Genomic DNA, 13,851 nt, shown 5'->3' on the forward strand with positions numbered 1-13,851 from the left:
ATGCAGTCAACAGGGGGTGTGGGCGATCCCGTGCGCGCTCAAAGCCCCGCCGCCGCCGACCGGGATGGTGTCATTTCTCACTGGAGCCGGGCGCTTCCTCGGCCACCCGAGAACGTCATCCGACGTGACCGGCTGCATGCAGTTATCGACAAAAACCGCGCGCTCACGGTTGTGCAGGGTCCTGCAGGATTCGGCAAGACCACACTTGTCGCCGAATGGGCGAACGCCCGCGATGAGCACAGCGACGTTACCGTCTGGATGGATGCGACGCACTCAGATCCGCGCACCTTCTGGTCGGATGTGGCGACCGCATTCGCCGAAAGCGGCATCCTGCTCGAGAGCTCGGCTGACTCCCCGTACCTCGCAATTCTCGCGTCCGTCCACGCCCGGTCGTCCGAGCTGACGCTCGTCATCGATCGCTTCGACACGGTCGCCGATCGGCAGATCCAAGACAGCCTGCACGAGCTGATCATGCGCCGCCGTTGGCTGAGGGTCATTACGTGCGTTCGACGCGGTGACATCTTCACATCGGTGCTCTGGTCCGACCTCAGCGTCAGCACCATTCGCGCACACGACCTGGCCTTCACCGCCGATGAGACGGCCCAGCTGACACGCGAGCTGGGAGTAGAACTCGACAACGACGACATCCGTTCATTGCACAATGCGGGTCAAGGCTGGCCGGAGCCGACCCGGGCGCTCGCATTGGAACTGGGCCGTCCTGCGCAGCGAGTCACTGATATTGAGACAGCCGCCGGGCGTGTTGCACGCGAGTATCTGCAGCGCCGCTTGCTGCCGGAGTTTGAGAACGATGAACAGTTGGACTTCATTCTCGCGACAGCGGTGCCCGAGTCGGTGACCGAGGAGATCGCGGCGATGCTGACCGGAGACGCCCAGTCCGGACGCCACCTCAGGCATCTCGAAACCGAAGGGGTGCTCACTGCGAACAGGGACGACGATGAGATCGTCTATCGTTGGCCTTCCGCTGCGAGGGCGGCCCTCTGCGAAGAATTCAGCCGGCGAAAACCGCAGCGTGCGACGGAGCTCAACTCCCGGCTTGCGGCGTGGTATTTCACCCGCCAGTCATTCGTATCGGCGATCAAACACGCCATGGTGGCAAACGATGTGGAACTCGCGGTACAGATCATCGAGCGCGGTTGGCCGGAACTGCTCAAACTGCACGTACCGGAACTCGATGCGGCATTGACTGCGATTCCCTTGGAACTCATTGCCGCTTACCCGCAGGCGGCCGCCATACGCGACATCCGATTGCACCTGGCTGCGCAGGGAGACGATTTCTTGCTCTCGCTGCCCGATCCGCTGCCGAACGACCCTCAGCACCTCGAGTCGCTGGCCCGGTCGGATCGTTCTCTTCAGGCCATGAACACTGCGACGGCGATGATGATTGCCCTGCGCGTGCGCGGCAGGGTCGCGAAAGCCGCCCACTACGGGAACATGGTCGAGCAGATCGGACGCGTCGGGCGGTTCCATCAGCCAGACACCATGGCTTCCTTCGTGCCGAACGCCTTCTTGCAGCTCGGGATCACCCGGGGCTTCGCCGACGACCTTCCCGGTGCGATACAGATTCTCCGAGTCGCCTACGAGCTCGCTCCGAGCTCCGAGTCAGAGCACGTTCTGGTCGACTCGGCCGGCAAATTGGCGCTCTTCTCTGCGCTGCGCGGCAACACCGCACAGACGATGTTCTGGCTCGATCGCCACGATCGCCCCTATCGGAAGAGCGACTGGATGGCGCGGTGGGTCTCGCTCGGCGGCGCAATCGCGAGAACCCTCGCGGCGATCGAGGGGCTCGATCAGGCCGCAGCGACGGATGCGATACCCCACATGAAGCTTGCGAGCCGTGAAGAACAGAATTGGAGCCCCTTCGTCACATTCGCCGGTTCGCGACATGCACTGCATTGGGGGGATCGACTCGGCGCACTTGCCCTGCTGCGCGAGGAGAGAGCGCACCATCGCGCCTGGCTGCGCAAGGGGTCCACCATGCGGCCCCTGCTCGACGCCGCCGAGGCGGAGCTGCTCATCGCCCTGGGCCTGGCCAATCAGGCCGAACATTTGTTGACGAATGCACCACGCCACAGCGCCCTCGACGCGCCACGAGCCCGATTCGCGCTGCTCACCGGGCAGCCCGAACGCGCGCTTCGCAGAGCGACCGCCGGTCTGGCTCGCGCAGGCGCGCACCCGTCGCAGGCGGAGCTGCTGCTGATATCCGCCAGCGCCGAGAACCGAATGGGCAATACGACAGCGGCCCGTGAATCGTTTCGCGGTGCGTTCGACAACGCGCGAGCCACTGGCTCACTGCGCTCGCTCTCGACCATGCCGTCTGACGAGCGCTCCGCTCTTGCGGCAGGGGTGAGCGGAATCTCCGAGCTGCTCCGTCAGATCGAAACGACACCGAACCCGTTCCCGTCCGAGTTGCGGCTGATTGAACTCACCGAACGTGAACAACTGATTCTCGAACGCATCGCGAAGGGAATGAGCGTGCAGGCCGTTGCCGAAGACCTCTTCGTCTCACGCAACACCGTCAAAACCCAGATGCGCAGCCTCTACCAGAAGCTCGACGTGAGTTCGCGCGATGAGGCTGTTGCGCGTGCGCACGAATATGGCCTTTTCGGCGCTCCAGCTCACCGAGACGACGACTGAAGCTACGCCTATGCGGGTTGAGGAGGCCGCCCGCGGCCGTCTCGAAACCCCACGCGTGGGCAGGTTTCGAGACGCAACCTCGTACCTCGGCTGCTCCTCAACCAGCGGGATTAGGCCAGCTGTTCGCGCACGAGTGGGGCCACCTCGGTGCCGTAGAGCTCGATGCTCGTCATGAGCTTCTCGTGCGGAAGCGCCCCCATGCTCACCTTGAGGTCGAAGCGGCTCAGCCCCAGCGTCGCGGCGGTGCGCGCGATCTTGGCGGCGACCGTTTCGGGCGAGCCGACGAAGAGCGCGCCATCCGGCCCGGCAGTCTGCTCATACTGCTCACGGCTCATCGGGCCCCAGCCGCGCTCGCGCCCGATGCGATCCTGCATGGCCTTGAAGTACGGCCAGGCCTCGTCGAGCGCCTGCTGGTCGGTGGCCGCAATATAGCCCGGTGAATGCTCGCCGATCGGCTGCGTCGGCTGGCCGAACTGCTCCAGCGCGCGGTGGTAGAGCTCGACGAGCGGCGCGAAACGCGCGGGCTCGCCGCCGATGATGGCCAGCATGAGCGGCAGACCGTAGCGGGCAGCGCGCACCACCGATTCGGGGCTGCCCCCGACGCCGACCCAGGTGCGCAGCGCGCCGGATGCCGTCGGCGGGTAGACACGCTGCTCGCTCAGCGAGGCGCGCGTACGCCCCGTCCATGTGACAGCATTTTCGTTCCGCAGCGCGGCGAACAGCTCGAGCTTCTCGTCGAAGAGCTGCTCGTACTGATCGAGTTCGTAGCCGAACAGCGGGAACGACTCGATGAACGAGCCGCGCCCGAGAATCACCTCGGCGCGACCGTTGGAGACGGCATCCAGCGTCGCGAAGCGCTGGTACACGCGCACCGGGTCATCGGAGCTGAGCACCGTGACGGCCGAACCGAGCCGGATGCGCTCGGTCTGCCCCGCGATCGCCGCCAGCACCACATCGGGCGCCGAGATCGCGAAATCCTCACGGTGATGCTCACCGAGGCCGATGAAGTCGAGGCCCACCTGATCGGCGAGCACCGCCTCCTCCACCACGTTGCGCAGAACCTGCGGCAGGCTCAGCGGCGTGCCGTCGGGCCCGTCTGTGACGTCGCCGAAGGTGTCGATCCCGAGTTCCAGGTGCTGTGTCATCAGAGGCCCTTCCGCGATTCCATGCGTATGTATACATCAGGCAACCGGATGCTGTGGCTCACTATTCCACGCGGTGAGACTAGCCCGGCGTCGTGCGGTGAGTGCGTGCTGTCCAGCGGCCCTCGTCGCGGGCGATGGCGATCGGGTAGTTCAGGGTCTCGCTGACGAGTTCGCTCGTGAGAACGACATCCGCCTCGCCCTGCGCCACCACGACGCCGTCGCGCAGCAGCATGGCATGAGTGGTCGAGGCGGGCAGTTCCTCGAGGTGATGGGTGACGAGCACGCTCGCGAGATCCGGATGCTGCCTGCGCAGCTCGTCGATGCGGTCCAGCAGGTGCTCCCGCGCCGCGATATCGAGCCCGGTGCTGGGCTCATCGAGCAGCAGCAGGTGCGGATCGGGCTGCAGGGCGCGGGCGATGAGGGCGCGGCCACGCTCGCCCTGGGAGAGGGTCGGCCACGCGGCATCCGCCCGCTCGCTCATGCCGAGCAGCTCGATGAGTGCGTCGGCCCGCTCGAGCTGGGCATCGCTCGGCTGCCAGCGCAGCATGAGGTCGTTGGTGCCGGTGACACCGGTGAGCACGACCTCGCGCACGGTGAGCGGCGAGCGCACCTGATGCCTCGGGTCGACGTGCCCGATCAGGCCACGCAGCTCGCGCAGATCGACGCGCCCGAGCCGGTGGCCGAGCACCTCGACGGTGCCGCGCGTGGGGTGCACGAGCGCGCCGCACATGCTCAACAGCGTGGACTTGCCCGCGCCGTTGGCCCCGATGAGCGCCCAGTGCTCGCCGCGGTTCACGGTGAGCGAGACGCTGTCGAGGATCACCCGCCCCTGTCGCACGAAATCCACGGATTGCACGTTCAGGATGGGGTGGGTCACCGAACTATTCTGCCTCTGCGCGCACTTCCGCCTCCGCCAGCAGCACGCAGGTGCACAGGCCGTCGAGTGCGGCCCGCAGATCGGCCACCGAGGCGAACGTCGGCGCGATGCGAATGTTTGCGTCGGCGGGGTCGTCGCGATACGGGTAGGTCGACCCGGCGGGCGTGAGCGCGATCCCCGCTGCCGCAGCCAGCTCAATGGCGCGCCGGGCGCATCCGCTCTGCACCATGAGGCTCACGAAGTACCCGCCAGAAGGCCGCGTCCACTTCTCGGGGCCGGATGCGCCGAATCTCGCGCTCAAAATCTCCTCGACGGCGGCGAACCGCGGCTCCAGGATGCGACGATGCTCGCGCATCAGCGCGCTCACCCCGTCGGCATCGCGCAACATGCGCACGTGCCTCAGCTGGTTCACCTTGTCGGGCCCAATGCTCTGCGCGGCCATGATCTTCAGCAGCCACGCGATGTTCTCACTGGAGGCGCCCACGAACGCGACGCCGGCACCCGGGAAGGTGATCTTCGATGTGGAGGCGAACACGACCGGCCGGTTCGCGTGGCCGGCCTCGGCGGCGAGCGCCAGCACGTCGATGGGCGCAGGCACGTCGTCACTGAGGTGGTGCACGGCATAGGCGTTGTCCCAGATCAGCCGAAAATCGGGTGCGGCTGCCTGCATCGAGACCAGCTCGCGCACGACCTTCTCGCTGTAGACGGCGCCCGTCGGGTTGGAGTGCACGGGAACGCACCACATGCCCTTGATCGAGGCATCCGCCGCCACGAGAGCCGCCGCGACCGCGGTGTCGGGGCCGTCATCCGTCATCGGAATCGGAATCATGCGCACGCCAAGCGCCTCGCACACGGAGAAGTGCCGGTCGTAGCCGGGCACGGGGCAGAGAAAACTGACGGTGCCGGAGTCGCCCGAGCGCCACGGTCCTGCCCCGTCGGGAACCCCGTGCAGCAGCGCATGCGCCACAAAGTCGTACATGAGGTTCAGGCTGGAGTTGCCGAGCGCCAGCAGCTGCGGCACCGGCACGCGCAGTACCTCGGAGAAGATCGCGCGCAGTTCGGGCAGGCCCTGAGCCCCGCCGTAGTTGCGCAAATCCGTACCGGATGCGTCGCGAAAGTCGTCGACGCCCGGCAGCCCCAGCAGCGCATTCGAGAGGTCGAGCTGCTCGGGCGAGGGCTTGCCGCGCGTGAGGTCCAGCGTCAGCCCCCGCGCGACGAGCGCGTCGTATTCCGCGCGCAGTTCGGTCATCTCAGCCATGTACAAATCGTAGTTCTTCGCGGTGGGTACAGTTGATCCAGTGACTGCCGCGCCCCAGCCCCTGACCGTGTGGGGCGCACTTCGAAGCCCTCGTGCCCTGAGCGTCGAGGTGCTGGCCGGTATCGTCACGACCCTCGCACTTATTCCCGAGGTGATCTCGTTCTCGGTGATAGCGGGAGTCGACCCGCGGGTCAGCCTCATCGCATCCGTCGTTCTGGCGGTCTCGATGTCGTTTTTGGGCGGCCGGCCCGCCATGATCACTGCTGCAGCCGGATCCGTCGCGCTCGTGATCGGCCCGCTCGTGAAGGAGCACGGCGTCGAATACCTACTGCCGACGGTCGTGCTCGCCGGCCTGGTGCAGATCGCGTTCGGGCTCGGCGGGCTGGCGCGGCTGATGCGATTCATTCCGCGCTCGGTGATGATCGGCTTCGTGAACGCCCTCGGCATTCTCATCTTCGTGGCGCAGGTGCCGCACCTGCTCGGCGTCTCGTGGCTGGCGTATCCGCTGTTCGCCCTCGCCGCACTCATCGTGCTGCTGCTGCCACGACTGACGACAGCGGTACCGGCGCCGCTCGTCGCGATCATCGTCGTCACGGTGATAGCGGTGATCTTTCATCTGCAGGTGCCGACCGTCGGAGATGAGGGAGCCATCGGCGGCGCGCTTCCGGGCATCACGGCGCTGACCGTGCCGCTGAATCTGCACACCCTGGGCCTGATCTGGCCGACAGCTCTGAGCGTGGCGTTCGTGGGCCTCATGGAGACGCTGCTGACCGCCAAGCTCACGGACGACATAACCGAGACGCGCTCGCACAAGGGCCGCGAATCATGGGCGCTTGGCGTCGCGAACATTCTGGCCGGCTTCTACGGCGGCATCGCCGGCTGCGCCATGATCGGCCAGACCGTGGTGAACGTGAAGCTCGGCCGCGCGCGCACCCGCATCTCCACCCTCGTCGCCGGGCTGTTTCTGCTGCTTCTCGTCACGCTGCTGAGCGGAATCATGTCGCTGATTCCCATGGTCGCCCTCGCCGCGGTCATGATGATCGTGGCGATCAAGACCGTGAACTGGCACAGCGTAAACCCCGGCACCCTCAAGCGGATGCCCCTGCCCGAGACCCTCGTGATGGTCGTCACCATCGCCGTCGTGGTCGCCACCAACAACCTGGCGATAGGCGTCGGCGGGGGCGTGGTGCTGGCGATGGTGCTCTTCGCCAGGCGCGTGGCGCACGTTGTGCGCGTGCATCGCCTGCTCGAACCAAATGGCGAGCGGGTGCGCTACCGCGTGGTGGGTCCGCTCTTCTTCGGCAGCAGCAACGACCTCGTGGAGCAGTTCTCCTACGCGGATGACCCTGCCGAGGTGCTCGTGGACCTCAGCGAATCGCAGATCTGGGACGCCTCCACCGTTGCGGCGCTGGATTCGGTGGAGGCGAAGTACGCCCAGCACCGGGCATCCGTCACCTTCGTCGGCCTCGACGACCGCAGCGTCGACTTTCATGCGCGACTGACCGGGCGGCTCGGCGAGTAGCGGCCCCGTTAGTGGCGGGTCAGCTGCGCTGCGAGCTCGCGCGCACGATCAGCTCGGGCTGAATCACGATGCTGCGCACCGGAAGCGCCTCGGACGACTCGGCCTGGTCCCTCACCAGGTCGACGGCGCTGCGGCCGAAGACCTCCCGGGGACGGCGAACCGTTGAGAGCGGCACCGCTGCGGATGACGCGAAGTCGATGTCGTCGTAGCCCACGACGGCGAGGTCTTCGGGAATGCGAATGTCAGAACCCGTCGAGATGGCCTGCATGATGCCCATGGCCAGCGAATCGTTCGCCGCGAAGATGCCGTCTGGCCGGTTTTTCTTCGCCCTCGCCAGCAGCTGCTCCCCGGCGTCGAGCCCGGCATGAACGGAGCGCTCGACGGTCGGGATCACCTCGAGGCGAACACCCGGATGCGCATCGACGGCGGCGCGCGCGCCACGCAGGCGCTCGGAGATCTGATGGATCTGAATCTCGCCACCGATGAACGCGATGGAGCGGCAGCCCTGTTCGATCAGGTGGGTGACCGCCCGCATCGCTCCGAGAAAGTCATCGACTGATGTTGACGAGAAGCGATCGGTCTTGCCATATGCGTCAACGAGCACCGTCGGTATTCGGCGCGTGAACAGCAGATCGAGCTCGCGCTGCCTGGTCATGCCCGACGCGAGAATCACCCCGTAGACGCGCTGCTGCGCGAACATCTCGATGTACTGGCCCTCACGGTCGGCATCGCCGTTGCTGCTGACGATGAAGAGGAAGAGCCCGTTCTCGGCGGCGCGGCGCTCCATCGCATCCGCAAACTCCCCGAAAAATGGGTTGTTCAGCTCGAGGGCGACGAAGGCCAGGGTCTTACTCTCGCCTGCACGCAACTGCCGCGCGGCCTCATTGCGCACATAGCCGAGATCCTTGATCGCCTTGCTGATGCGCTTCTTCGTGTCGGGTGCCACGCGATGCGGCGTATTCAGATATTTGGAGACGGTTCCGATGGACACACTCGCGCGCAGCGCCACGTCCCGAATGCTGACCACTGTTGCACCGCTCCCGTGAATCGGGCGAATTCTCGTGAGCCCGAAGGGCTATCGCCGTGGACTGATCATATCGATTACTCCCGTGTTTGCCAGTGCGAACAGGGAGAAGTCGAGGTGCAAACCGATCACTATCTGTGATACGTTTCACCGCATCCAGCACACACAGCTGCTGACAATGACGTCGAGTGACGAGGAACGCACCGCACATGATCCACCCGAGCGTCAGCGAATCACTCGATCACGCGGCACCCGATGCCGGTGACATTCGCCGAGTGCGCGAGCCTTTCGCCCTCGTCGCCGACGGCCAGTCCCAGGCGCGGGCAGGTGACGAGCGGATCGTCGCAACCGTGGCGTCGAGCCGGCCGTCGCTCGGCTGGAAGATCGCCCCCGAACTCGGCCCACGTGGCGCCGACGCGTTCGAGGTCGAAGTCCGCGATTCCTCGGGGCTGCCGTTCTGGGGCTCGGGCATCATCGCCTCTGACGCCACCGAGGTAACCATCGCTCGCGAACTGGCAGCGCACTCCTTGTACGAATGGCGCGTGCGGGTGACGGATGACGGCGGGCAGTGGTCGCCGTGGGCCGCCGCAGCCCTGGAGACGGGCCCGCTGGCCTACTCGGACTGGCAGGCACGGTGGCTTTCCGTGCCCCATCGCGCGCTCGTCTCGACGCCGTTCCATCTCACGCGCCCCATCGTCAGGGCCCGCCTCTACGTCACAGCGCAAGGACTCGTGCGCGCCCGGGTCAACGCTGACACCATCAATTCCGACAGGATGGATCCGACGAGAACAGACTTCGTTCGGGCCCTCTTCAGAAGCTACGACGTCACGGCATCGCTCGCCTCCGGCGAGAACGTGCTCGAGCTCGTCACCGGTCTCGGCGAATGGGCGCGCACCGGCGAGGCCCCTCGGGTGCTGGCCGAATTGGTGGTGTGGCACGACGACGGCACGACGACGCGCATCGCTCCAGGAGCAAACTCCGCGGTGACCGAGTCTGAGGTCACGATCGATGAACCGTTTTACCTTGAACGCCACGATTCGCGTGCGCTTTCGGCCGCGGCAACGCCACTGCCCGCTCCCGTCGTCCTCGACGCTGCGGCGACGCCGGCCTCACCCGCGACACCTCCCACGAATGTCGCCTCGGACCCCACACCACCCCTGCGCACGGTGCAGACCTTCACCCCAACGCAGATCGGGCGCACGGCAGGCTCCCGCGTCTTCGATGTCGGCGTGAATATCGCGGGTCGATCGCGGCTGGTTCTGGGGCGGAACGTGCCCGCCGGCACGGTCGTCAGCGTGCTGCACGGCGAGCACATCGGCCCAGACGGGCATATCGACACGACCAATCTCACGATGCCCTATGACCATGGGCGCGAGCGCCAGTTGACCCAATACGTGACCGGCGGCGTCGCGGGAGAAGCGCACGAACCCTGGTTCGCGTACTACGGCTTTCGCTACCTGGAGGTGCGCGGGCTTGCCGAGGACGCCGACGTGAGCGTCACCGCATACTCGATGCACACCGCGCTGCAGGCCTCGGGCACGCTGCGGACCGACAGTCCCACGATCGATCGACTGCTGGCCGTGGCGGCGCGCACGCTTCTGAACAACGTGCACGGTGTGCCCGAAGACTGCCCGACCCGCGAGCAGGCGGCGTGGACCGGAGACACCGCATCCGTGGCCGAATACGAACTCGCCGCCTTCGACAGCGCCCGCTTTCTCGACAAGTGGATCGCCGACCTCGAGACCAGCCAGCAGGCCGACGGCCAGCTGCCCGCTATCTCGCCCGATCTGCACGCGACCCGCATGCCCTCCGACCCCGTCTGGGGTTCGGCGCTGCACCGCATGCTGCGGGGCCACCTGCTGCACTACGGTGACCTGCGGCTCGTGCGGCGAGCACTGCCGGCGCTACGCCGCTGGGCGGACTTCCAACTGGGCTGCGCCGACGGTGACGGCATCATCTCGCGCTCGCCCATCAGCTACGGCCACGACTGGCTGGCGCTCGAGCAGACACCGCCACCCATTCATCACACGGGAGCCGTGATCGATTGCCTGCTGGCGCTCGCCGATCTCGAAGAGGCCACCGGTGATGCGGATGCCGCAGCACACCGCCGCGCGTCGGCCGACGAACTGCGCGCATCCGCCCGCCGCGCCTTCTTCGACCCGGCCACGGGCACCTTCGGCAACGGCTCACAGGGGTCGTACGCCATCGCCATCGAGGCCGGCATTCTGACGGGTCATGAGGCGCTGAACGCGGGCGAGCGACTCGTGCGGCTCGTGCGGCAGCGGGGCAATCGCGTCTCGAGCGGCTTCGCCACCACCCGCAGCGTGGTGCGGGCGCTCACCATGCTGGGCGCGTCACAGCTGGTCTACGACATTCTGCAGCAGCCCGAAGAGCCTGGCATCGGCGCCATGCTCAGCTCGGGCCCCGGCACGTTCTGGGAGTGCTGGTGGATCGACCCGAGCAACACCGGCACGGGGTCGCTCAATCACGTGGGACTCGGCGGGCCCTTCGCCGCCTGGGCATGGGAGGCGCTGGCCGGACTGCGACCGACCGCGCCCGGATACACCCGCTTTCGGGTCGCGCCGCAGTTCATCGACGACGTCAGCCGACTCGAGCTGCGCACCGAGACCGTGCGCGGCGAGGTCGCCGCGGGGTACACCCGCAGCGGGTCACGAGCGCGGGTCGAGATCACCGTGCCTCCCGGCAGCGAATGCACGCTGGCGTTCGTGGGCAGAGCGGATGAGATCCTGCAGCCGGGCACACATGTGATCGATGTCGAGATGGCGGCCTCCCCCGCCTCGCCCCCGTCGTCTTCCGCGAGGCCTTCCCGCGCATCCGTCGCACCGACCGCCGCAGATGTGGTGGGCTCACGAACCCTGCTCGCCGAGTCGCGCGTTGTGGCCGGCCGCGGCGATCCTCACATCGAGACTCTCGAGACGCTGCGCTGCATGCCCGTTCCCCACGAGCAAGCGGACCACGCGGTGCTGAAGATCGTCGGCACCGCCCACGGTCTCTCCGACGAAGCCCCGACGGTGACCGTCACGCCTCACGCCGCGGTACCCCTCGCCGGGGTCACGTTCGTCTACGCCCTGATCGACCAGTGCATCGAGGGACCGGAACGAACCGCGACGCCGGTTCTCCTTCTCCATCTCAGCGATGGAACAACGCTGCGGGGCTCGTCGACGGGCTGGCCCGCGGGCTGGAATCGGGTCGCGGTCGACACGAGGCACCTGGGCCGCAATGTTGAGGTCACCGCTCTCGAGGTGGGCCTGGAGTATGGCGACGAGCCGGCCGACAATGCGCTGGCCGTCTACCCAAGCGAGAATGGCATCCGCACCGGATTCCACCTCGGCGAGGTGGGGTTCAGCACGAGTGCGCGTACGTGGTGAGGCTCAGGCCAATGAATCGATTTATTCAAGAAAAGTACTTGACACAAGGGATGGAATTGAGACACTATGATGAAACGTTTTATTCGAAGTCAAACTCGATGGTGAGGTGTTGATCGTGGTGGTTACCCTCGACGCACCCTCTCTCGTGCCCTCCTCGACCAGCCCTCGCAAGGCCGACCGCTCCCCGCGCAGGCGCGTCGTGCGCTGGTGGCTCTATCTGGCGCTGCTGCCCCTGGTGATCATCATCGGCTGGTTCGCGTACTACCCCGCCGTCTCGGCCATCTTCTGGTCGTTCTTCCACTGGCAGCCGGCGGCGGAATCGACCTTTCTCGGTTTCGGCAACTACGTCACGATGCTGGGCGACCAGATCTGGTGGACGTCGTTCCGCAACCTCGGCTTCATCTTCCTGTTCGCCGTGGTCTCGTGGATTCTGCCGTTGCTTGCAGCTGAACTCCTGATCTCGCTGCGAAGCCAGCGCTGGCAGTTCACGATGCGCACCCTGCTCATCATTCCCATGGCGTTCCCCGGCGTGGTCACGGCTTTGGTCTGGGGCTTCTTCTACAGCCCCAACGACGGCGTGATCAACCAGACGCTCAAGGCGCTGGGGCTTGGGGCGCTGGCCCAGAACTGGACGGGACAGAACAGCACGGCGCTGCTCTCGCTGCTCTTCGTCGGCTTTCCCTTCATCGCTGGCCTGCCGTTTCTGATCTTCTACTCCAGCCTGCAGAACATTCCGACCGAGGTGCTCGAGGCGGCCCAGCTCGACGGCGTCGGGCGGTTCGCGCGATTCTGGCAGATCGACCTTCCGCTGATGGCCAGCCAGGTGCGCATCCTGCTCTTCCTCGCGGTCGTCGGAACGCTTCAGTACGGTTTCGTCGCCTATGTACTCACGCAGGGCGGCCCAGACAACGCAACGATGGTGCCGATTCTGCGCATGATCAACGTGGCCTTCTCGGGCGGCGACTGGGGATACTCCGCCGCCCTGTCGACGACGCTGTTCGTCATCACCGTCATTATCAGTGCCGTCGTCGTGATGGCACGCAAACGCGGTTCGGAAACGACCGACGGAGGTGCAATGTGACCACGGTCCAAGCCCGCAATGTGGCCACTGCTCGATCCGTAGCCCGGCCCGACGGTACGTCGCGCACGTCCCGACAGATCGGTCTGAAGACGATCCTGATCATTCTGGCCGTCGTTTCTCTCGCGCCCTACCTGTTCATGATCGTCACCTCGTTCAAGACGAACCAGCAGTTCGCCGACAGCTTCTGGCAGATCTCCTTTCCCCTGCACTTCGAGAACTATGCGGTGGCCTGGAACCAGATCGCACCATATCTGTTCAACACCGCCGTCGTCGCGGTGATCTCCATCGTGCTCATTCTGGCCATCGCCTCGATCTCGGGATTCGTGCTCGCGCGGTATCGCTTCCTCGGCAAGGGCTTCATCTACGGCGCAGTGCTCGTGCTCATGATGGTGCCCGGGCTCGCCAACCTCATTCCGCTGTTCATCATCATGAAAGACCTGGGCCTGCTCAACACCTACATCGTTCTCGTCATTCCGTACACGGCGGGCGGTGTCGTGCTCGGCACGATTCTCATTCGCAACTTCGTGGAGGGCATACCGCAGACACTCTTCGATGCGGCACGCCTCGACGGTGCCAGCGGGGCGCGGATGTATCGCTCGGTCATGCTGCCTCTCTCGCTGCCCGTGCTCGGCACGATTGCGCTGATCACCGTGAGCGAGGTCTGGAACGACTTCTTCTGGCCGCTGCTGGTGATCTCAGACAACAACCTGCGCACCGTGTCTGTCGGCCTCCAGTTCTTCCAGGGGCAGAATGTCACCGACTACGGGCCGCTCATGGCCGGTTACCTGCTGGCCAGCCTGCCCCTCGTTCTTCTCTTCACCTTCCTGTCGAAGTACTTCCTCGCCGGAGTGCAGGGAGGCGTACCCGGCGCCCACTGAGCCGCGCTCGCCCAGAGCGATC

9 protein-coding genes are annotated in these 13,851 nt (G+C 66.0%); 5 read left to right on the forward strand and 4 right to left on the reverse strand.

The genetic code is table 11. From position 1 onward, the window contains the following. The gene (locus tag ASC63_RS04315; RefSeq protein ID WP_082487192.1) at nucleotides 1-2,655 is read left to right on the forward strand and encodes a LuxR C-terminal-related transcriptional regulator; all 2,655 of its coding nucleotides are present in this window, start codon (nucleotides 1-3) and stop codon (nucleotides 2,653-2,655) included. Between the two features lie 110 nt (nucleotides 2,656-2,765). Here the strand turns inward: ASC63_RS04315 and ASC63_RS04320 are convergent, their stop codons facing one another. From ASC63_RS04320 to ASC63_RS04330, 3 genes are all read right to left on the reverse strand, one after another. After that, entirely contained in the window at nucleotides 2,766-3,800 is a 1,035-nt protein-coding gene (locus ASC63_RS04320) for an LLM class flavin-dependent oxidoreductase (protein ID WP_055810261.1), read from the reverse strand. 79 nt (nucleotides 3,801-3,879) lie between these two features. Continuing rightward, the gene (locus ASC63_RS04325) at nucleotides 3,880-4,677 is read right to left on the reverse strand and encodes an ABC transporter ATP-binding protein (protein WP_055810263.1); all 798 of its coding nucleotides are present in this window, start codon (nucleotides 4,675-4,677) and stop codon (nucleotides 3,880-3,882) included. Nucleotides 4,678-4,681: 4 nt separating this feature from the next. Then, nucleotides 4,682-5,935 carry an aminotransferase class I/II-fold pyridoxal phosphate-dependent enzyme gene (locus ASC63_RS04330; RefSeq protein WP_055810265.1) on the reverse strand — a complete coding sequence of 418 codons (1,254 nt, stop codon included), beginning with the start codon at nucleotides 5,933-5,935 and terminating at the stop codon, nucleotides 4,682-4,684. Between the two features lie 40 nt (nucleotides 5,936-5,975). Here ASC63_RS04330 and ASC63_RS04335 point away from each other — a divergent pair, with 40 nt between their 5' ends. After that, entirely contained in the window at nucleotides 5,976-7,457 is a 1,482-nt protein-coding gene (locus ASC63_RS04335; RefSeq protein ID WP_082487194.1) for a SulP family inorganic anion transporter, read from the forward strand. 19 nt (nucleotides 7,458-7,476) lie between these two features. Here the strand turns inward: ASC63_RS04335 and ASC63_RS04340 are convergent, their stop codons facing one another. Next, nucleotides 7,477-8,484: a LacI family DNA-binding transcriptional regulator gene (locus ASC63_RS04340; protein WP_055810269.1), complete on the reverse strand. Its 1,008-nt coding sequence runs from the start codon at nucleotides 8,482-8,484 to the stop codon at nucleotides 7,477-7,479. Nucleotides 8,485-8,690: 206 nt separating this feature from the next. Here ASC63_RS04340 and ASC63_RS04345 point away from each other — a divergent pair, with 206 nt between their 5' ends. From ASC63_RS04345 to ASC63_RS04355, 3 genes are all read left to right on the forward strand, one after another. Next, complete coding sequence (locus tag ASC63_RS04345) at nucleotides 8,691-11,870, forward strand: family 78 glycoside hydrolase catalytic domain (protein WP_055810271.1); 3,180 nt, start codon at nucleotides 8,691-8,693, stop codon at nucleotides 11,868-11,870. Nucleotides 11,871-11,985: 115 nt separating this feature from the next. Beyond that, nucleotides 11,986-12,951, forward strand: coding sequence for a carbohydrate ABC transporter permease (locus tag ASC63_RS04350; RefSeq protein WP_200936769.1), 966 nt, complete (start codon nucleotides 11,986-11,988; stop codon nucleotides 12,949-12,951). Further along, the gene (locus ASC63_RS04355) at nucleotides 12,948-13,829 is read left to right on the forward strand and encodes a carbohydrate ABC transporter permease (RefSeq protein ID WP_200936771.1); all 882 of its coding nucleotides are present in this window, start codon (nucleotides 12,948-12,950) and stop codon (nucleotides 13,827-13,829) included. The genes ASC63_RS04350 and ASC63_RS04355 overlap by 4 nt, the downstream gene beginning before the upstream one ends. Nucleotides 13,830-13,851 lie beyond the last annotated feature (22 nt).

Origin of the sequence: Leifsonia sp. Root112D2 (genome assembly GCF_001424905.1) — a bacterium.
Classification (GTDB): domain Bacteria; phylum Actinomycetota; class Actinomycetes; order Actinomycetales; family Microbacteriaceae; genus Root112D2.